Source organism: Ruegeria sp. HKCCD7221 (assembly GCF_013031225.1).
In the GTDB taxonomy this organism is placed as follows: domain Bacteria; phylum Pseudomonadota; class Alphaproteobacteria; order Rhodobacterales; family Rhodobacteraceae; genus Ruegeria.
In genome coordinates this window covers 389,313-408,230 of sequence record NZ_WPZE01000001.1, presented here as the reverse complement: position 1 = coordinate 408,230, position 18,918 = coordinate 389,313, and the positions used below count along the sequence as shown (strand labels likewise).

Here is an 18,918-nt window from a genome sequence, read left to right as displayed (position 1 = left end):
AGACTGAGGATATTCGGCAGTGCAGAGCTTTCCAATCCAATGGATACGGGGGGTTTCCCTTGTGGCCGCGCTTGGCCTTCTGGCGGCGTGTCAACTTCCAAAGTCCGGCCCCAGCAAGAACCAGATTCTGGCCGGGTCCGTCGAAAACGGTGGCAACGCCTTTGTTGTAGAAGTCGATGATCGTGTCGCGCAGGCCACGTCCGCGATTCCACAATTTGGCTTTCCCGCCTCGTTTCAAAGCGCGCAGAGCTTGGCCGCCGACACAGTGCGACCGGGTGACGTGTTGGGACTGACCGTATGGGAAAACGTCGATGACGGCCTGTTGACGGGGCCAACCGGGGCCGCAACTGCGCTGAACGAGGTTCAGGTAGACAGCGACGGGTTTATCTTTGTGCCCTACGCGGGGCGCGTCCGTGCAGCCGGGAACACCCCGGAACAGTTGCGCATGCAGATCACCCAAGAGCTCAAGGATCAAACGCCCGACCCGCAGGTCGAAGTGCGCCGTATCGCGGGTGATGGATCAACCGTTTCACTGACAGGCACTATCGGGGCGCCGGGCATCTACCCAATTGAACGTCCGACGCGCACCCTGACGGGCATGCTGTCCCAAGCTGGTGGTGTTGCTGTCGGGTCGGATATTGCACTGGTGACGCTTATTCGCGGCAACGAACGGGGCACGGTGTGGTACGAGGACCTGTTTAGCAACCCTCGGATGGATGTGGCCTTGCGCGGCGGCGACCGTATTCTGGTTGAGGCTGACGCGCGGTCTTATATCGCATTGGGCGCCACTGGTGGACAGTCGCGTGTTGCCTTTGACAGTCAGGACCTGTCCGCGCTTGAAGCGCTTGCTCAGGTTGGCGGCTTGCAGTCCTTGTCTTCGGACCCAACAGGCATTTTCGTTCTGCGGCGAGAGCGACAGGACATCGCTCGCACAGTTATGGGGCGTGCGGATTTGCAGGGGGATCAACGTATGATCTACCTGCTGAATCTGACTGCCCCGAACGGGCTTTTCGTGGCCAGAGACTTTGTCATTCGCGACGACGACACGATCTATGTGACCGAGGCGCCCTACTCACAGTGGAGTAAGTCAATTTCCCTCATCGCGGGCGGGCTGACACCCTTCGCAAACGTCGCCACTCTTACGGGCGGCTGATGTATTCCCAAGCGTCGGCCGGGGCGGATCGCACCCGATTGTTTGTGTACAATGGCGGTTTTCTGACCGGGCGACGTATACGCCGAATTCTGACGCTTGCCAGGTATGACATCCGACTAGGCCTTCCCAAGGACGGCGATGTTGTCGGCATTTGGGGCAACAGCCCAACGGCCCATCGCGGCCTAAACATAGCCGAGAAGCATAACGCGCCCCTTCTCAGGGTCGAGGATGCCTTTATACGATCGCTGCATCCCGGCCGAAGTGGCGAGGCGCCGCTGGGCCTGCTGCTGGATCGAACCGGGTTGCACTTCGATCCGGCCCAACCGTCGGATATTGAAACGCTTCTGAGCACGCACCCGCTGGACGATACCGCCCTGCTGAACAGGGCGCGCGGCGGGATCGCCCGTATGAAAGAGCTCAACATCAGCAAGTATTCTGCGTTTGATACGGCCCTTTCGCCACCCGACCCCGGATATGTTTTGGTCGTGGATCAGGCGCGCGACGACGCATCCGTCACCGCCAGCAAAGGCGACGCTGCCCGGTTCCGTGAGATGCTTGTCATGGCGCAGGAAGAGAATCCGGGCGCACGCGTTTTGATTAAGGCCCACCCTGAAACGATCGAAGGGCATCGCGCCGGGTATTATTCTGAACAGGACTTGTCCGACCGGGTCACACTCTTTGACGCACCACTCAGCCCCTGGACGCTGCTGGAAGGTGCCGTCGGCGTTTATACCCTGTCGTCCCAGTTGGGGTTCGAAGCCATCCTCGCCGGGCACAAACCCCGCATTTTTGGCGAGCCGTTCTATGCCGGTTGGGGATTGACGCAGGACGAACATTTTTTTCCCCGCAGGCAGCGCACCTTGACCCGCGCGCAGTTGTTTGCGGCTGCGATGGTTCTGTACCCGAAGTGGTATGATCCGTTTCAGGATCAATTGTGCGAGTTGGAAACGGTTCTCGACATTCTTGAGGCGCAAACGCGCGCTTGGCGGCAGGATCACAAAGGTTGGACAGCCTCGGGTATGCGGCTGTGGAAGCGCAAACACCTGCAACAGATGTTCGGGCGCGAAAAGAAAATGCGGTTCACGACCGAGATTCCTGAAAATCCGGACCGGCCGCACATGGTGTGGGGCAATCACGCACGCGATGCCGGGCATGTCACGCGGGTCGAAGATGGATTTCTCCGGTCCCGAGGGCTTGGCGCGCGTCTTGTGCCACCCCTGTCTCTGGCAACCGACGACATCGGAATCTACTACGACCCTACCCGTCCGAGCCAGCTTGAGGAGATGATCGCCCGGCGGGAAACCCTGCGTCCCGATCAGCAAATCCGAGCTGAAAAGCTTATCTCGCGCATCGTGTCTGCGAACCTCAGCAAGTACAATACGGGTGGGTCATGCCCGAAACTGCCCGAGGGTCACCGGATACTCGTCCCCGGTCAGGTAGAGGATGATGCGTCAATCCTTTTGGGCACCAACAACGTGCGGACAAATCTTGAACTATTGCGAACGACGCGCGAGGCGAACCCAGACGCCGTCATCATCTACAAGCCTCACCCGGATGTCGAAGCCAAGCTGCGCGAAGGTGAGATTGACACGGCAGGACTTGCTGACGTCGTTGCAGTGAACTCCGACCCCGCACTTTTGCTTACCAAAGTGCAAGAAGTCTGGACCATGACGTCGCTGCTGGGCTTCGAGGCGCTTTTGCGCGATGTCAGCGTTACGACGCTTGGCGGACCTTTCTATGCCGGTTGGGGACTGACCCAAGATCTGGGGTCCGTTCCTGCGAGACGCGGAGCGCGCCCATCATTGTTGGGTTTGGTGCACGCGTCTTTGATAGATTATCCGCGCTATCTGGACCCCGTCACCGACCAACCCTGCCCCGTTGAAGTCGCCCTACAACGTTTGGTGGACGGTTATGGGGCGACAGGCGGCACGTCTGTTCGACTGCTGTCCAAACTACAGGGCGTTTTTGCCACGCACGCGCATTTCTGGCGCAGAGGTTAGCGGAAAGATCGCGTCCATCGGTGCAGCACATCCGGCCCAACGGCCCGCACCTCCAACAATTCGAACCGAGGTGCGGTGTCCAAAGTCTCTAGCCCCAGTGAACCAATTGCCGACAAGCCTTCTGCACCGATTGTCAGGCCAGCACTGAATCCGACCAACTCATCGACAAGGTCTTCGGCAAGTAGTGACGCCGCAAGCGCAGACCCTCCTTCGCAGAAGACACGGGTCAGACCGGCCTGCCCCAACTGCTGCAAAAGGTCCGTGGCATCAATCTGGTGATCATTCAACGCGCAAGGGATCAGCGTCGCGCCAAGCCCTTCCCACGCACGTGCACGCTCGGGGTCCGGCGACGGGCCGTGGCACAGCCACAGCGGAATTTGAGCGGCGGTTCTGGCAAGTTGACCGATCAGCGGAATATCCAGATGGCGCGAGACAACAACTCTGACAGGCTGGTTGCCTATTCCAAGATCGCGGACATTCAGCGACGGGTCATCTGCCCGCGCGGTTCCTGCCCCGACCATCACCGCATCATGCCGGGCGCGCATCGCATGAACCACACGTCTAGCCTTGGGGCCGGTTATCCACTGGCTGTGACCGCTTGAGGTCGCGATCCGGCCATCAAAACTACTGGCCAGTTTGAGCGTCACAAAAGGCCGCCCCTGTTCGGTTTTTAAAAAGAACCCCGCATGATCCCGCGCCGCTTGATCGGCAAGAACCCCGGTCGTCACCTCAATTCCCGCATCACGAAGCATCGCAAAGCCCTGCCCGGCCACGCGCGGATCGCTGTCCTCGATCGCGGAGACAACGCGTGAAACACCCGCCGCGATCAGAGCTTCGGCGCAGGGCGGCGTCTTTCCGTGATGAGAACATGGCTCCAGAGACACATATGCTGTCGCTCCGCGCGCTGCATCTCCGGCTTGACTCAGAGCTTCGGTTTCGGCGTGGGGCCGTCCGCCCGGTTGCGTCCAGCCACGCCCAACGATCCGACCGTCGCGCACGACAACGCAACCAACAGCCGGGTTTGGCCAACACGTTCCTTGACCGCGCTGACCCAAGGACAGGGCCAACGCCATATATCGCTTATCTGTTTCGATCACTCGTCTGACGAAGGCTGCGGCGGTCGCAACTCGTGGACGAACTCCTCAAAGTCATCGGCCGCCTGGAAATTCTTGTACACGCTGGCAAAGCGAACATAAGCCACCGTGTCAATCCGCGCCAGAGCCTCCATCACGATCTCGCCGATCTTGCTTGAGGGGATATCGGTTTCACCCATGCTTTCCAGACGGCGCACAATGCCAGAGATCATCTGGTCAATGCGATCCGGCTCAATCGGGCGTTTCTGCATCGAAATGCGGATAGAACGTTCCAGCTTGTCACGATCGAAATCTTCGCGCTTGCCGTTGGTCTTGATTACAACCAAGTCGCGCAACTGTACACGCTCATACGTCGTGAACCGTCCGCCACACGCCGGGCAGAAGCGACGTCTGCGGATCGCAACGTGATCCTCAGCCGGACGTGAATCTTTCACCTGAGTGTCGATATTTCCGCAAAACGGGCAGCGCATCCGCCGTCTCCTCGTCCCTTTGTCCACCTCTTTTTGTAAGCGCTACGGCTTACTTATCCACAACTATAGGGCAGCCGCTAGGGTTTGGGTAGTCGGAATTTATCACCGCAAGATAAAGGGTTCAGGCAAAATGCGCAGCGACCCTTCTATTGTGTGCCATCGCACGATGCTCAAACAGGTAAACGCCCTGCCACGTTCCCAACATCGGCTGCCCGTTTGTTACCGGAATGCTGAGGGAAACCGGTAAAAGAGCAGCCTTGATGTGCGCAGGCATATCGTCGGGGCCTTCGTAGGTATGACGCAGGTAAGACATAGACGGATGATCAGATGGCGGCACCAGCCTTTCAAAGAAGGCTTGCAAATCGGTCCGAACCTCGGAATCTGCGTTTTCCTGTATCACAAGCGAACAAGACGTGTGCCGCACAAACAATGTCAGCAAACCGTCACCTGAGACCGAGCTAAGCCAGTTGCGCAGGTCCAAGGTGAATTCATACAACCCCGGCCCTTTCGTCGAAATAATAAACTCGGTCTGCATTTAGTGGTTGACTTAACCTCAGTTCAAGAAAGGGCGGACATTACAACGCCCATTGGCACCCTGAACTGACATGCTTTCGCCGGGGTTGAAACCCGAAGTTATGAAACTGCCTTGCTGGGGCACCCCACCCGCAGGCGGTTGGGTCGAGAACTGGACGGCTGTACGGCGGCCCGTTGCCTCGCTGGGGCCATAGCCACGCACGACATAGATGCGATCCTGCCAGCCAGCTCCCAGAGTTCGACGCGCAAAATCCGCAGCTGCGCACCAATATCCATCAACATCCCTGCGTGAGCGCGGGATCACTTCAAAAACCGAGTTGTTCAGCGCAACTGTCTGAAATCCGTTCCGCGCCGCTGAGGCAGAAGCTGGTGTACTCAGCAAGACCGCAGCGGTCACTGCCGTGGTGATAAACTTTTTCATAATCATACTCTTTCCTGTTACGAGGTGAATTTTGAAATAGTGTACATTCATAGCGAGCAAGACCGGTTCACAATCAATTCAGGCGCGCCCAAAATTCACGTGAGCGCGCGTTAGAATGGTATCAAGTTGCACGCGTTCTTTACAGGGCTTCGCCCCGAAAGCGCCAAAGTACACTGGATAATTGGCAGGTCACGTGTCGGGGAGCCTCTGGTCGTCTGCGCGACAATTTGGCTGGGCTCTGACCTTCATCCCCATAAAGGTACGGACCCGACAACGCGCGGATATTAGATGGATCGCCAACACAGGTCTTGCTGAATCCTGCCAACCTTTTACGATTTACAGTCAGTTGAAAGACAGTTCACACGAGAACCCCAGCAGGTAAACTGGTGGAAATCACAATGTATGCGCTAAAATCACATTATGGACGTTGATATTGCTCGCCTTCAATTGTTGACCAGAATGCTTGAAGATCAAGCGAACGATCCGGCTATTGTGGATCAGGTTCTGGAAAAAAGTGGCCTAACTCGCGACGACCAGACATCAGCAACCTATAGCGCCCAAAAAGAGGCGCTTTTTGTGCGGTTCGCCTGCGATGTGCTGGCAGACGCTACATTTGCGGCCAGGGCCGGCCTACAGTTCAAATCTTCATCAAGCCTGACGGCATATATCAGTAAATACTCCCGCGATCTGAAGCAGGTACTGGAAAACGCGTCCCGGTTTCACGGTCTCATTGACCCTGCCCTAATGTTCAGCCTGAGGGTTGCAGGAAATTTCGCCGCGATTGAGGCTGAATGGAAAGATGCAAGTTATGCCCGTTATCATCGGCGAACCGAGTTTCTTTTGTTCGCGGGTCTTGCCCGCCTGCGGGACCTGACGCAATCAAACTTCTTTCCTATTGAAATTCGCTTTCAGCACGAAGTTGGGAGCAGCAGAAACAAATACCAAAGGTTGGCGGGTTTTCCCGTGTTGTTTGGGGCTGAGAGGGTGGAAATCGTTCTGGCTCTGTCTTCGCTGGATCTTCCGGTTCCAACCTACGACCCAAAACTGCGCGAACATCTGCTGGAATATGGTGACCGTGTCATCGCCGAAAAGCGGCAACCGAAACAAAAGCTGCGCGCTCAGGTCGAAGGGCTGATCACCCGCTCATTGCCCGGCGCGATCATTCAATCCGAAGACGCCGCCGCAAATTTGGGGCTAAGTACCCGGACCTTTGCCCGCAGGCTCAAGGAAGAAGGCACAAGCTATCGGGAAATCGTCGAGGACCTGAGGTGTGATTTGGCCCAGACCTTTATCACAAATGGAATGCCTCTGTCCGAGATTGCGTTCTCGTTGGGGTATGCCGATCAACCCGCGTTTTCGACCGCATTCAAAAGATGGACAGGGCAAGCCCCCAGTGCGTTTCGAAGCAGGCTGGATGTGTCGACCAAAGCCTGAGACCGGGGGTCATTGGCGCAAACGCCTCGCCCCGGCCCGTCCCATGAGTGGACAAGCGCGATATAGAAACCCCGAGACCTTATAACTTGTGAGTTCTCGCCAATTTGAGGTTTGAACAAGACTTCGTGTTTATGGCGGATGCCCAAAGAAAAAGGCGCCTGATGTCAGGCGCCTTTTTTGATCACTGGTCCAGGAACGACCGAAGTTTACGCGATCGGCTGGGATGTTTCAGTTTCCGCAGGGCTTTCGCTTCGATCTGACGGATACGTTCGCGGGTCACGCTGAACTGCTGGCCCACCTCTTCCAGCGTGTGATCGGTATTCATGCCGATGCCAAAACGCATCCGTAGAACCCGTTCCTCACGCGGCGTGAGCGAGGCCAGAACGCGCGTTGTGGTTTCCTTGAGGTTTTCCTGAATGGCGCTGTCCAGCGGCAGCACGGCATTCTTGTCCTCGATGAAATCGCCCAGCTGGCTGTCTTCCTCGTCGCCAATCGGCGTTTCCAGAGAGATCGGCTCTTTGGCGATTTTCATCACCTTGCGAACCTTCTCCAGCGGCATCTGCAGCTTTTCCGCCAATTCTTCCGGCGTCGGCTCGCGGCCGATTTCGTGCAGCATCTGGCGGCCGGTCCGAACCAGCTTGTTAATCGTTTCGATCATGTGCACCGGAATACGGATGGTGCGCGCCTGATCCGCGATGCTCCGCGTGATCGCCTGACGAATCCACCAGGTCGCATAGGTCGAGAATTTATAGCCGCGACGGTATTCAAACTTATCCACCGCCTTCATCAGGCCGATGTTACCTTCCTGAATAAGATCAAGGAATTGCAGGCCACGGTTCGTGTACTTTTTGGCAATCGAGATCACCAGACGCAGGTTGGCTTCGACCATTTCCTTCTTGGCCTGACGCGCCTCTTTCTCGCCCTTCTGAACCTGCTGCACGATGCGGCGGAATTCCGGGATATCCAGACCAACGTATTGCCCGACCTGAGCCATATCATTGCGCAGTTCTTCAACCTTGGCGGTCGAGCGTTCGATGAACATCTGCCAGCCCCGACCCGGTTTTTCGGCCATATCCGACAGCCAGTTCGGGTCCAGCTCGCGGCCACGATAGGCGTCGATGAATTCCCGACGGTTGATCCGCGCCTGATCCGCCAGTTTCACCATCGCACTGTCCAGCGACATGACGCGACGGTTGATACCATAAAGCTGGTCGATCAGAGCTTCGATCCGGTTGTTATGCAGGTGAAGACCATTCACCAGCTCAACAATCTCGGCCCGCAGTTTCTGATAGGTTTCTTCGTCCTTTTCGCTGAATGAACCGTCTTCGTTCAGGGTGGCCGAAATCCGGCTGTCCTGCATTTCAGACAGCATCGAGAAGTCGGTCGAGATCCGCTCCAGTGTCGTCAGAACCTGATCTTTCAACGCGGCTTCCATCGCGGCCAGCGACATGTTGGCCTGATCGTCGTCGTCATCATCATCGTCATTGTTCAGCGGGTTGCCGTCGGCATCCAATTCGGGGCCGGTATTCTCTTTCGCGGGCTTGGCAGCCTGCACGTTCGAGGTATCGACCACCGGTTCTTCGACATCGCCGTCTTCGTCCATCTGGTTGCCGAAGGTGGCCTCCAGATCAATGACGTCGCGCAGCAGAATGTCTTCGGACAGCAATTCGTCATGCCAGATGGTGATCGCCTGGAAGGTCAGAGGACTTTCGCACAGACCGGCGATCATCGTGTTGCGGCCGGCCTCGATCCGCTTGGCGATGGCGATCTCACCCTCGCGGCTCAGCAGTTCAACCGAGCCCATCTCGCGAAGGTACATGCGCACCGGATCGTCGGTGCGGTCCAGCTTCTCGGTTGCTGCCCCTGACAGGGCAACTTCGCGGTTGCTTTCGGTCGTGGTGAGTTCGGTTGAACCTTTGTTTTCTTCTTCTTCGGCTTCTTCATCCTCGATGATGTTGATGCCCATCTCGGACAGCATCGACATCACATCTTCGATCTGTTCCGAACTGACCTGATCCGGCGGCAGCACCTGATTAAGCTGGTCGTAGGTGATATAACCTTTCTCGCGGGCCTCGGCGATCATCTTCTTGACCTGGGCCTGGCTCATGTCCAGCGAGATTTCCTGTTCCTGCTCGTCGGATTTGCGGTCTTCGTTGGTATCCTTGGCGGCCATTCAATGCTCCTGCAGGGATGGGTGATTCGTCTGAGCCGAATCATTAGCGCGTAGAAGTGATTCGGCCACCCGTTTACCCGTTTTTCTTTTCCAGTGCCTTACGAAAACACCACTTTACCGGCGTTTTCGCTCAAAATTGATTCCGGACATGATTGCCTCGAACGCGTCTTTCTCGTCGCGGTTGATTCGCGCGCCATTGTCGGCCACGTCGAAAATCGCCCTGTCTTCGTTCTGACTGCGGCTTGTGCGGTTTCGCTCTTCGGCGGCCTGAGCCAGCCGATATGTCAGCGCCTCATCCGGCAGTTCAGACAGTTCCTCCTCGGCTTCGGCAATCTCTGCGTCCAACCCCCTGAGAGCTTTGATTTTTGCGAGTTCCTCGGCCAGTGTCATCTCGGCCTTTTCAACGTCGCCCGGTTTGAACACACAGGGGATCACTGCGACATGGCGAAGGCGCAGGAGGTTTTCAAGGGCGTCCGGCCCCAAAGTTTCGGCAATGTGGTCTTTCAGGTTTTCGGGATCATCAATAGCATGGCGCAAGATCGCGCCGCGCAGGGCGGCATGATCAGGGTCACGACACTCCATCTCTTCCAATTGATGTTCAAACTGCACCACGACCTGCGGGTTCAGCGCCGCGATCGCCAAAATCGCACCTTCGCGCAGTTGGATTTCCGCGCCCTCTGACGAAGCAAGGAACGAAGCGCGCGCACCCGGTGTCGCCGCCGGTTTGGGCTGCCACTTGCCGCGCGGTTGCCAAGGGCGATTCTGCGACTGGCGCTGTGGGCGGAATAGCTGCCAGCGCAAATCCTTGATTTCCTGCCCATAATGCGACCGGATCGACGGGTCGCGGATCAGCTTGATCTTGTCGCGCAGCACCTTGTCCAGCGCAGCCTTGCGCTCGGGGCTGTCGAACACTTTACTCTCGGTTTCGCGCTGCCACAGCAGTTTGACCATGGGGATTGCGCCCTCCAACACCGATTGCACAGCCCCCGGCCCCTCGGCCCGCAGGAGGTCATCGGGGTCTTTGCCCTCGGGTATCAGGGCAAAGCGCAGGGATTTGCCAGCCTCAAGCAACGGCAGCGCCAGATCAACCGCGCGCATCGCGGCGCGCAGACCGGCTGTATCGCCATCCAGTGCAATGATCGGCTCGTCCGATATCCGCCACAGCAATTGCAACTGATATTCGGTAATCGCCGTGCCCAAAGGCGCAACGGACGCGCCGAACCCAGCCTCGGCCAGCGCAATCACGTCCATATACCCTTCGGCAACGATCAGAGGTTGCCCCTTACCCGCAGCCTGCCGCGCGGGACCGTGGTTATAGAGATTGCGCCCCTTGTCGAACAGCTCAGTCTCGGGCGAGTTCAGGTACTTGGCGTTGTCATTTGGGTCCATCGCCCGGCCGCCAAAAGCGATGCAGCGCCCGCGCGGGTCGCGGATCGGGTACATAATCCGATTGCGGAATGTATCGTAAGGCTTTTTGCCCTTGTTCGAAGGCTTCGCCAGACCTGCCCCAAGGATCAAGTCCTCGGTGACGTTCTTACCCGTCAAATGGTCCCACAACGCCTGCCATCCATCGGGGGCAAAGCCGATCTCCCACCGGTCCAACGCCTGCGCATCTAGCCCCCTGCCGGTCAGATAGTCGCGCGCAGCACTTCCTGCACCGGTCTTAAGCTGCAGGCGGAAGAACTGCACAGCCTGCTCCATCACCTCAGCCAGTTGCGCACGGCGGTCCTGCTTTTCCTGCGCCTTGGGGTCACGCTGTGGCATCGGCATCCCGGCCTCGCGTGCCAGAATCTCAACCGCTTCGATGAACGAGACATTCTCGGTGTCTTTCACAAAGCTGATCGCGTCGCCTTTGGCGTGACAACCAAAGCAGTAATAGAACCCCTTTTGATCATCCACATGGAACGAGGCCGTCTTTTCATGGTGAAACGGGCACGGCGCCCACATGTCACCCTTGCCCTGATTGGACTTGCGTTGATCCCACATGACCTTGCGCCCAACGACCTGAGACAGGCTAAGGCGTGTGCGCAGTTCATCAAGAAATCCGGGGGGCAACGACATGGGTCAAACCTGACAGAAATGAAAACGCGCGCCAAGGGGATGACGCGCGTTTGTCCACAGCGAATTACTGAACTTGTGGATTATTGCTGCAAACACAGCTCCAGCCATGCGGCAGCAAGGTCCTTTTTGCGGATATCGCGCATCTTTTGCTCATAGACCCACGGTGTGATCAGCGGAATTGCGGCATTGTAATTATCCGGCCAAGTCGGGGCTGATGCAGCAACGGCCTCCGGCACGTCCCGCTCTTTCACCTTATCAAGCCGCGCTTTCTGAATCGCTGCGACGACGTCGGCCTGATATTGGCAGTCTTGTTTCTTGGCTTCCTGCGCAGCCAAAGGCGTGGCCGCAAGAAAGGCAATCATTGCTATTCGCAACACGGTTGTCTCCCGGATTTGATTCCTTCCGGGCAGCTTACCCGCCACTGGGCATCCCCGCCATCGCCCATTTGCACCTGCCCGGAGTACTTTCCGAAAACATAAGGGCGGCCGAACATTTAATCGACCGCCCCGATTTCATATGCGTCAGAGACCTTTGGCGCGATAACTTTTCGCCACACGGTCCACGGCCACGATATAGGCTGCTGTCCGCAGATCCTCGACATCGTCGCGGTTGTGCCAGACTTCACGCATGGACTGGTAGGCGATACGCATCGTGTCATCCAGGCCCGAGCGTACAAGCTCCAATTCGTCGGCGCCCTTCAAATACTTGGACTTAAAGTCCGGTGACATTGACCAGGCATCCCCCAGATAGCGATCCAACCGCTCAAGCTCACTTACAATCAGCTCGTGGCGGGCTTCTTCCTGCCGGCGCTGCATTCGGCCAAACCGGATGTGGCTGAGGTTCTTTACCCACTCAAAATAAGAAACGGTCACACCGCCCGCATTGGCGTACATGTCGGGGATGATAACCGTGCCTTTCTTGCGTAGAACCTCGTCCGCGCCCGCAGTCACCGGACCATTTGCGGCCTCGATGATCAGTGGGGCTTTGATGCGATCGGCATTGGTCAGGTTGATGACACCTTCCAAGGCGGCGGGAATCAGGATGTCGCACTCGGCCTCAAGAACCGCCGCACCGTCTGCCGAATGGGTCGCATCGGGATAGTCGCTTACGCCGCCGTGTTTGACGATCCACTGCCGAACCGATTCAACATCAATTCCGTCCGGGTTATAAAGTGCTCCGTCCCACTCGATGATACCGACAATACGGCTGCCATCCTCCTCGCTCAGGAACTTGGCGGCGTGGTAGCCCACGTTGCCCAGCCCCTGTACGACAATGCTCTTCCCATCCAGCTTTCCGGACAGGTTTGCCTTTTGGACGTCCTCGGGATGCCGGAAAAATTCGCGCAGCGCATATTGGATACCCCGGCCCGTGGCCTCGACCCGCCCGGCGATCCCCCCAGCGTTCAGGGGTTTGCCAGTCACACAGGCGCGCGCATTGATATCGGTGGTGTTCATACGGGCGTATTGATCCGCCATCCATGCCATCTCACGCTCACCCGTGCCCATATCCGGCGCCGGGACGTTCTGCGAAGGGTTGATGAGATCACGCTTGGCCAACTCATATGCGAACCGGCGCGTGATCTGCTCCAACTCGTGTTCCTCATACTGCCGAGGATCAATGCACAATCCCCCCTTGGACCCGCCAAAGGGTGTTTCGACCAAAGCGCACTTATAGGTCATCAGGGCCGCCAGTGCTTCAACCTCATCCTGGTTCACGGCCAACGCAAAGCGGATACCGCCCTTCACCGGCTCCATATGTTCTGAATGAACAGAACGGTAGCCAGTGAACGTGTGAATATCGCCCCGTAGCCGCACACCAAATCGCACGGTATAGGTGGCGTTACAGACCCGGATTTTTTCCTCTAGCCCCGGAGGGAGGTCCATCAGGGACGCCGCCCTGTTGAACATCAAATCAACACTCTCTCGAAAGCTGGGTTCGTTTGTGGCCGTCATTTAATCCTCCGTGCCAAAGAGCGATCTACGCTCTGACTTTTTGTCGCACCCCTTGCGTAAACGATCAATATTTAAGCAAAAATAAAATTCAAAATCCTCACACTTTTTTAACGAACCGCGGTGAGTCGCAGTCTTTTCGATCATCGCCCGGAATTGTCCCCAAACAGAATACAGAGCGGCGTGAACTCTGTGAATTATCCGCCATTCGACAGGAAAAGGGCCTAATCTAAGGTTTTTTCGCCCAATTCCCGCCACGTTTCCCAGCTAATTTTCTGGCGTTAACTTTTCCTTAGCAGGGCCAAGCCACTGCTCAGCGAGGTCAGCACTATGATTAAGAACGCTATTGTCAGCGGATTTGGAAAATTTGGAAAAAAGAGTGCACCGGTCCGCGATTTCGCTGAACGCGAAGACGGGACGTTCACGATTTTCGTACTATTGGGTTTCTTGGTTATCTTCGCCACAACGGGGATGGGCGTCGATTTGATGAACTATGAGCGTGACCGCGCGAATTTGCAGTCAACGCTGGATCGCGCCGTGCTGGCCGCGGCCGACCTTGATCAGAAACTGCCCCCGAAAGAGGTTGTTGCTTCATATTTGGAAAAAGCCGGATTGGAAGGCAAACTTGTCGGCGAACCCGTCGTGATTGAAGGATTGGGATCAAGAACAGTTTCGGCCACCGCCGAAACCGTCGTCAAAACGCATTTCATGAGCTTTTCGGGGGTCAACTCACTGACCGCACGCGCCGCGAGCACTGCGGAAGAATCAGTGGGTGCTGTCGAAATCTCGCTGGTCCTCGACATGTCGGGTTCGATGGACAACCCGTCGGCCGAGGCCGGCAAAACCAAGATCGAAGTTCTGCGGGATGCCGCGAAAGAATTCGTTACGCTGATGCTGTCGAAGCAAGACGCGACAGAAGTTTCCATGTCGATTGTTCCTTACGCGACGCAGGTAAATGCAGGCGAGGATATTCTGAGCAAGTTCAGCAATGTCACCTCTGAACACAGCTATTCGCACTGCGTGAACTTTTCGTCGACCCAATTTGACGACCCGTCAATGGATCCGACTTCGGCATTCCAGCGCACCGCGCATTTTGACCCGTTCCGCTACACCAATGGCGCAGAGCAATTCCCAAGATATCCTGTGTGCCCAACCCGCGTCGGCAGTGAAATTACGGCCGTCACAGACGATATCGACGTACTTCACAACCGCATTGATGCCCTGACCGCGAAAGGCAACACGTCAATCGACGTTGGAATGAAGTGGGGATCCGCAATGTTGGACCCAAAATTCAAGGGCATTATCAAAAGCTTGTCGACCGAAGGCGCGGTTCCTGTGAAATTCGACGACCGTCCGTTGCGCTATGAGGATGATGTTCTGAAAGTTATCATCGTCATGACCGACGGTAAGAACACGACGCAGTATATGCTGAATTCAAATTACCGCAGCGGCAATTCGAATGTCTGGTTCAACCCCGAATACGACCGGGGCGATGGTAAGTTGGGTGAATACAGTGTTCGCTATTCGACCAATCCGGATCGCTGGGTCTGGATGCAGCACACAGATGCGGCGGGCTATTATGTCACGGCAACGCATCCGTTTGGCAATCCGCCCGACGAAAACGCTTCGAACGAAGAAGTCGGCACATCTGTGCGCCTGACCTATCCTGAACTCTTCAACCTTGCTTCGACCTGGTGGAATGCCAAGAACAACTATTACTGGCAGAACAACCACGAGAGTAACTGGCACTATAACATTCGCTCATCGGTGGGTGCGACAACCAAGAACACGCGCACCAGCAACATCTGCGGCGCTGCCAAAGACAAGGGCGTGATCGTTTACGGTATCGCGTTCGAAGCACCGGACGAAGGTCTGACGACCATCAAGAACTGTGCGAGTTCGGACAGTCATGTCTACAAAGTCGACGAATTCGATGATCCAGAAGGTATATCGCTGGGAGACGCCTTTGTCTCCATCGCTTCGTCGATCAAAAAACTGAGGCTGACACAATGAGCATGAAGGCCCTGGCAAAACTCCTGAAATTCCGAAAATCAGAGTCCGGCTCTGTGACGGTAGAGTTCGTGCTGATTTTCCCCGCGTTCCTGTTTTTCATCCTGAGCGCGGTGGAGTATTCGCTTGTCACCCTGCAGCAGGCGATGCTGGAGCGCGCGGTCGATCAGTCCGTTCGGGACATTCGCCTGGGCACAGGCTCAAACTTGACCCACGATCAGATCAAGGACTCGATCTGCAACAAGGCGATTATGGTCAGAGAGTGCGGGAAGAACCTGCGGCTCGAGATGATCATCCAAAACGCTTTTGTTGGCGTCGACCTGCCCCCTGCCCCAGATTGCACTGACAATTCCGAAGAAGTGAAGCCCGTGCGTCAATTCAAACAAGGCCAGTCCAACGAACTGATGATCCTGCGCGCATGCGCAAAAGTTGATCCGGTGTTCCCGACCTCTGCGATGGGTCGTGCGCTTTCGGACGAAACTGGCCAGATCGCGTTGACCGCGACCACAGCATTTGTTCAGGAGCCTTGATAGACCCATGTCCTTTCTGTCCAAGTTCAAAAAACTCTTCAGCCGCACCGCGCGTGACGAAAGCGGTCTTCTGACCGTCGAAGCTGTTTTGATATTCCCCATGCTGGTCTGGACTGTGACGGGGGCCTTTACTTTTTTCGACGGGTTCCGTCAAAGCGCGGCCAACCTGAAGGCGGCCTATACAATCGGCGACCTCATCTCGCGGGAAACTCAAACAGTTACGGACACATATGTGGATTCTCTGTATGAGTTGATGCTGCGCATGGTCAACAATGGCTCGGAAATGAAGCTGCGGGTCACGCTCATTGTTTTTGATGAAGTGGATGATCGCCACTACGTCCGGTGGTCAACCGAACGTGGGTACAATCAAGTCTGGACCGACGGGAACATCAAGGACATGCGGGATAGCCTGCCCCCGATGCCCGATCAGGACACGTTGATTATCGTCGAAACAGCCAACAACTATGAACCTGTTTTTGGGTCCGGTTGGATTTCTGACGATTATACGTTTCGCAACTTTGTGTTCACCCGCCCCCGTTTCACAAACGAGATCGCGGCTGACGTCTGATTTATGCTCTGTCTGCGATCATCGCAGACAGCATCTCGGACATGAACTTGGTTTCTGCAGCGGCAGTCATTCCTCCGATACCGACGCGACACCCAAGTCGCCACCACAGACCCGGTGCCCAAACGTTCTTTTCCTTGGAATTTGTCCGCACAAGAAAACCGTTTGATGGTTTGAACGCAAAGACCCCTCGGTCAACGGCCTCGACATCCTGAACGCGCGCAATGATGCGCCCTGTTCCGGTGCGCAGCTCGGTCTGTGTCAGCTCAATCCAATCTTCGGTCGCATTCCACATGCGATACGCCAGCCAAAACGCAGCAGCGCCCACAACGATCAGGAACACCTGCCAATGGGGTTCGGGCGGCGCGGCCAAGGCCACGTACAGAACCATGGCACCGACCACGGCCAACATACCAACCCCAAGCCACCGCCTGGGCGTCGACGCTTTTACTGTGGCCAGAACTTCCTGCTGCATGTCCATCCCCTGCATGATTTCGACCGGGTTTAGCGGCTTTCCACGGCGAAAGACAGAGGCGGATTTATTACTAATTTTTGCACACAGCACGTGCCCAATCGCAAATTGACGCACATTGCGCACAGACTACATGATCGACCAAGTAACAGGAGGCCGCAATGTCGCTACGACCCACTTTGGAAATCAGGAAATCCGTCCCGACGATGGAGGGCGCCGGCGTCAAGTTGCATCGTGCCTTTGGATTTCAGGACCCGTCCGAACTTGACCCGTTTCTTCTGTTTGACGATTTTCGCAACGAACACCCGCAGGATTATCAGGCTGGCTTCCCGTGGCACCCACATCGCGGGATAGAAACGATCACATATGTCTTGTCGGGAACAGTCGAGCATTCGGACTCTCTTGGAAATACCGGAACGCTGGGCGCAGGCGACGTGCAATGGATGACCGCAGGCTCGGGGATCCTTCACCAAGAGATGCCAAAAGGGAACGCTGTGGGTCAGATGCACGGGTTTCAACTTTGGGGAAACTTGCCGTCCGGCCAGAAAATGACGGCTCCGCGGTATCAGGATGTAGAAAGCAAGGACATTCCAGAGATCACGGATGACGATGGCACGACGGTCCGCGTCATCGTCGGCGAATTCTGGGGAAAGACAGGTCCCGTAGACGGCATCGCCGCCGATCCGCAGTATCTTGATATTCAGATCCCAGCCGGTGTGAAGAAAACGTTTCGCATCGACACCTACCGCAGGGCGTTTGCCTACGTTTTTCAGGGACAAGCGGCATTTGCGGATGCGTCTCAACCCACCGGGGTTCTGCTTGAAAAGGAAATCGCGGGGCAAGAGGTCAATATCCGCGATATGTCAGGCGACCGAACTTTGGTTCGTTTCGGAACCGGCGACGAGATCACGGTTCAGGCAGGTCCTGAGGGTGTGCGATTTCTGCTGATTTCCGGTGCACCGATAGACGAACCAGTTGCATGGCACGGCCCGATTGTCATGAACACACGGTCCGAGCTTGAGCAGGCATTCCGGGAATTGCGCAACGGCACCTTCATCCGGCCTGCGCATTGATCAGGCGGTCACGGATCGCCGGACCATATCCCAATAGACCTGCTCGACTTCATCCAGCGAAAGGCGTCCGCCTGCGCGATACCACGTCATCACGCCGTTCAACATGGCAATGACGGCCAAGGTCGCCATCTTGGTGTCGGCGACCAAGAAGGCCCCTACCTCTTGCCCATCCTTTAGGATTTGTTCGAGCGAGTCTTCGTAAGCCCGGCGTAACGCCTCGATTTCACCGAAATTTTCGGGGGTCAGGTTGCGCAGCTCCATATAGGCAATGAACACCTCATCCGGACGCTCAAGATGGAACCGGATATGGAAACCGACAAACTGGCGCAGCGCCTCAAGGGCGGTCGCTGGCCTTTCAAGCTTTGCGTAGGTCGACAGAAGATCCTGCATGTGATCGTTCATCAGGCGATACAGAAGGCTCTGCTTGTCCGGCGTGTAATTATAAAGCGCGCCAGCCTGCACGCCGACGTCTGCCGCGATCTGGCGCATGGAAACTGCGGCATAGCCCTGCTGCGCGAACAGGCGCAAAGCCGCCTTTCGGATGCGGGGGCCGGTAATATCGGAATGGGAACCTTGTGTGCGTGCCATGCCCCAACCGTATATGAACGGATGTTCAGATAGAACCCCGCTTGAATGCCCACGGTAAAAAGTGCATCACGGGGACAATGGTATTCGAAAGAGCAGTATGAAACCCCTGCCCCTGCTGATCCTGACCCTTTGCTGTGCGGCCTGTGCCGACTTTCCTGAGTTGGAAGGCAGCGAACCAGCCAGCCTGAAATCAGCGCGCTATCCAAAACTGATCCCCCTGCAAGAAAACCTTGGCCCTACGATCGACCCGATCAGCGAGGCATCCGAGGTAGAGGAAGAGCTTGAGACAAGGCGCAAAGAGCTGCAGAAAAAGGCGGATCAGCTACAAAGCGAACAAATCAACTGACCAAGTGATTGCTGCGGCTCACCACGCATTGCACCCCTTCGCCGA

General features: G+C 56.5%; 18 protein-coding genes. 8 read left to right on the top strand and 10 right to left on the bottom strand.

All coding sequences use genetic code 11. From position 1 onward, the window contains the following. The first annotated feature begins 19 nt into the window (after positions 1–19). Positions 20–1,153: a polysaccharide biosynthesis/export family protein gene (locus GOX73_RS02010; protein ID WP_171122758.1), complete on the top strand. Its 1,134-nt coding sequence runs from the start codon at positions 20–22 to the stop codon at positions 1,151–1,153. Beyond that, positions 1,153–3,153, top strand: coding sequence for a capsular polysaccharide biosynthesis protein (locus GOX73_RS02005; RefSeq protein WP_171122756.1), 2,001 nt, complete (start codon positions 1,153–1,155; stop codon positions 3,151–3,153). Before GOX73_RS02010 ends, GOX73_RS02005 begins: the two co-directional genes overlap by 1 nt. On the opposite strand, the gene ribD is transcribed toward GOX73_RS02005, so the two are convergent. From ribD to GOX73_RS01985, 4 genes are all read right to left on the bottom strand, one after another. Then, on the bottom strand, positions 3,150–4,247 hold the full coding sequence (gene ribD, locus GOX73_RS02000) for a bifunctional diaminohydroxyphosphoribosylaminopyrimidine deaminase/5-amino-6-(5-phosphoribosylamino)uracil reductase RibD (RefSeq protein ID WP_371808571.1): 1,098 nt from the start codon (positions 4,245–4,247) through the stop codon (positions 3,150–3,152). The two genes, GOX73_RS02005 and ribD, sit on opposite strands and share 4 nt — an antisense overlap. Further along, entirely contained in the window at positions 4,247–4,717 is a 471-nt protein-coding gene (nrdR, locus tag GOX73_RS01995) for a transcriptional regulator NrdR (RefSeq protein ID WP_171120987.1), read from the bottom strand. The genes ribD and nrdR overlap by 1 nt, the downstream gene beginning before the upstream one ends. Before the next feature lie 121 nt (positions 4,718–4,838). Continuing rightward, positions 4,839–5,252: a secondary thiamine-phosphate synthase enzyme YjbQ gene (locus tag GOX73_RS01990; RefSeq protein WP_171122752.1), complete on the bottom strand. Its 414-nt coding sequence runs from the start codon at positions 5,250–5,252 to the stop codon at positions 4,839–4,841. Between the two features lie 18 nt (positions 5,253–5,270). Then, positions 5,271–5,672, bottom strand: coding sequence for a hypothetical protein (locus tag GOX73_RS01985; RefSeq protein WP_171120983.1), 402 nt, complete (start codon positions 5,670–5,672; stop codon positions 5,271–5,273). A 459-nt stretch (positions 5,673–6,131) separates the two neighbouring features. Between GOX73_RS01985 and GOX73_RS01980 the strand changes: the two genes are divergently transcribed. After that, positions 6,132–7,106: an AraC family transcriptional regulator gene (locus GOX73_RS01980; protein WP_254428676.1), complete on the top strand. Its 975-nt coding sequence runs from the start codon at positions 6,132–6,134 to the stop codon at positions 7,104–7,106. A gap of 181 nt (positions 7,107–7,287) precedes the next feature. On the opposite strand, the gene rpoD is transcribed toward GOX73_RS01980, so the two are convergent. The 4 genes from rpoD to GOX73_RS01960 all read right to left on the bottom strand — a co-directional run bounded on the left by rpoD (position 7,288) and on the right by GOX73_RS01960 (position 13,292). Beyond that, entirely contained in the window at positions 7,288–9,279 is a 1,992-nt protein-coding gene (gene rpoD, locus GOX73_RS01975) for an RNA polymerase sigma factor RpoD (protein WP_171122750.1), read from the bottom strand. A gap of 114 nt (positions 9,280–9,393) precedes the next feature. Further along, on the bottom strand, positions 9,394–11,340 hold the full coding sequence (gene dnaG / locus GOX73_RS01970) for a DNA primase (protein WP_171122748.1): 1,947 nt from the start codon (positions 11,338–11,340) through the stop codon (positions 9,394–9,396). Positions 11,341–11,420: 80 nt separating this feature from the next. Continuing rightward, positions 11,421–11,717 (bottom strand): hypothetical protein, encoded by a 297-nt coding sequence (locus tag GOX73_RS01965; protein ID WP_171120975.1) that lies wholly within the window; start codon positions 11,715–11,717, stop codon positions 11,421–11,423. A gap of 144 nt (positions 11,718–11,861) precedes the next feature. Further along, positions 11,862–13,292 carry a Glu/Leu/Phe/Val dehydrogenase gene (locus tag GOX73_RS01960; RefSeq protein WP_171122746.1) on the bottom strand — a complete coding sequence of 477 codons (1,431 nt, stop codon included), beginning with the start codon at positions 13,290–13,292 and terminating at the stop codon, positions 11,862–11,864. Positions 13,293–13,619: 327 nt separating this feature from the next. Between GOX73_RS01960 and GOX73_RS01955 the strand changes: the two genes are divergently transcribed. Genes GOX73_RS01955 through GOX73_RS01945 form a run of 3 tightly spaced genes read left to right on the top strand, consistent with a single transcriptional unit; the run spans position 13,620 to position 16,397 of the window. After that, positions 13,620–15,302, top strand: a complete 1,683-nt coding sequence (locus GOX73_RS01955) for a TadE/TadG family type IV pilus assembly protein (RefSeq protein ID WP_171122744.1) — start codon at positions 13,620–13,622, stop codon at positions 15,300–15,302. Then, positions 15,299–15,829, top strand: a complete 531-nt coding sequence (locus tag GOX73_RS01950; RefSeq protein ID WP_171122742.1) for a TadE/TadG family type IV pilus assembly protein — start codon at positions 15,299–15,301, stop codon at positions 15,827–15,829. Before GOX73_RS01955 ends, GOX73_RS01950 begins: the two co-directional genes overlap by 4 nt. Before the next feature lie 7 nt (positions 15,830–15,836). Then, positions 15,837–16,397 carry a TadE/TadG family type IV pilus assembly protein gene (locus GOX73_RS01945; RefSeq protein ID WP_171122740.1) on the top strand — a complete coding sequence of 187 codons (561 nt, stop codon included), beginning with the start codon at positions 15,837–15,839 and terminating at the stop codon, positions 16,395–16,397. Between the two features lies 1 nt (position 16,398). Here GOX73_RS01945 and GOX73_RS01940 read toward each other — a convergent pair whose 3' ends face one another. Then, the gene (locus GOX73_RS01940) at positions 16,399–16,869 is read right to left on the bottom strand and encodes a hypothetical protein (RefSeq protein ID WP_171122738.1); all 471 of its coding nucleotides are present in this window, start codon (positions 16,867–16,869) and stop codon (positions 16,399–16,401) included. A gap of 158 nt (positions 16,870–17,027) precedes the next feature. On the opposite strand from GOX73_RS01940, the gene GOX73_RS01935 reads away from it, so the two are divergent. Next, positions 17,028–17,939, top strand: a complete 912-nt coding sequence (locus tag GOX73_RS01935) for a pirin family protein (RefSeq protein WP_171122736.1) — start codon at positions 17,028–17,030, stop codon at positions 17,937–17,939. Here the strand turns inward: GOX73_RS01935 and GOX73_RS01930 are convergent, their stop codons facing one another. Then, positions 17,940–18,527, bottom strand: coding sequence for a TetR/AcrR family transcriptional regulator (locus tag GOX73_RS01930; RefSeq protein ID WP_171120961.1), 588 nt, complete (start codon positions 18,525–18,527; stop codon positions 17,940–17,942). A 97-nt stretch (positions 18,528–18,624) separates the two neighbouring features. Here GOX73_RS01930 and GOX73_RS01925 point away from each other — a divergent pair, with 97 nt between their 5' ends. Next, a complete protein-coding gene (locus GOX73_RS01925; protein WP_171122734.1) occupies positions 18,625–18,873 on the top strand; it encodes a hypothetical protein in 249 nt (82 codons plus the stop codon). Positions 18,874–18,918 lie beyond the last annotated feature (45 nt).

Bases quoted from the DNA above. Each gene is read 5' to 3' on its own strand.
- GOX73_RS02005 (WP_171122756.1), top strand. From the start codon at position 1,153: ATGTATTCCCAAGCGTCGGCCGGGGCGGATCGCACCCGATTGTTTGTG.
- nrdR (WP_171120987.1), bottom strand. From the start codon at position 4,717: ATGCGCTGCCCGTTTTGCGGAAATATCGACACTCAGGTGAAAGATTCA.
- GOX73_RS01990 (WP_171122752.1), bottom strand. From the start codon at position 5,252: ATGCAGACCGAGTTTATTATTTCGACGAAAGGGCCGGGGTTGTATGAA.
- GOX73_RS01985 (WP_171120983.1), bottom strand. From the start codon at position 5,672: ATGAAAAAGTTTATCACCACGGCAGTGACCGCTGCGGTCTTGCTGAGT.
- GOX73_RS01980 (WP_254428676.1), top strand. From the start codon at position 6,132: ATGCTTGAAGATCAAGCGAACGATCCGGCTATTGTGGATCAGGTTCTG.
- rpoD (WP_171122750.1), bottom strand. From the start codon at position 9,279: ATGGCCGCCAAGGATACCAACGAAGACCGCAAATCCGACGAGCAGGAA.
- dnaG (WP_171122748.1), bottom strand. From the start codon at position 11,340: ATGTCGTTGCCCCCCGGATTTCTTGATGAACTGCGCACACGCCTTAGC.
- GOX73_RS01960 (WP_171122746.1), bottom strand. From the start codon at position 13,292: ATGACGGCCACAAACGAACCCAGCTTTCGAGAGAGTGTTGATTTGATG.
- GOX73_RS01955 (WP_171122744.1), top strand. From the start codon at position 13,620: ATGATTAAGAACGCTATTGTCAGCGGATTTGGAAAATTTGGAAAAAAG.
- GOX73_RS01950 (WP_171122742.1), top strand. From the start codon at position 15,299: ATGAGCATGAAGGCCCTGGCAAAACTCCTGAAATTCCGAAAATCAGAG.
- GOX73_RS01945 (WP_171122740.1), top strand. From the start codon at position 15,837: ATGTCCTTTCTGTCCAAGTTCAAAAAACTCTTCAGCCGCACCGCGCGT.
- GOX73_RS01940 (WP_171122738.1), bottom strand. From the start codon at position 16,869: ATGCAGCAGGAAGTTCTGGCCACAGTAAAAGCGTCGACGCCCAGGCGG.
- GOX73_RS01935 (WP_171122736.1), top strand. From the start codon at position 17,028: ATGTCGCTACGACCCACTTTGGAAATCAGGAAATCCGTCCCGACGATG.
- GOX73_RS01930 (WP_171120961.1), bottom strand. From the start codon at position 18,527: ATGGCACGCACACAAGGTTCCCATTCCGATATTACCGGCCCCCGCATC.
- GOX73_RS01925 (WP_171122734.1), top strand. From the start codon at position 18,625: ATGAAACCCCTGCCCCTGCTGATCCTGACCCTTTGCTGTGCGGCCTGT.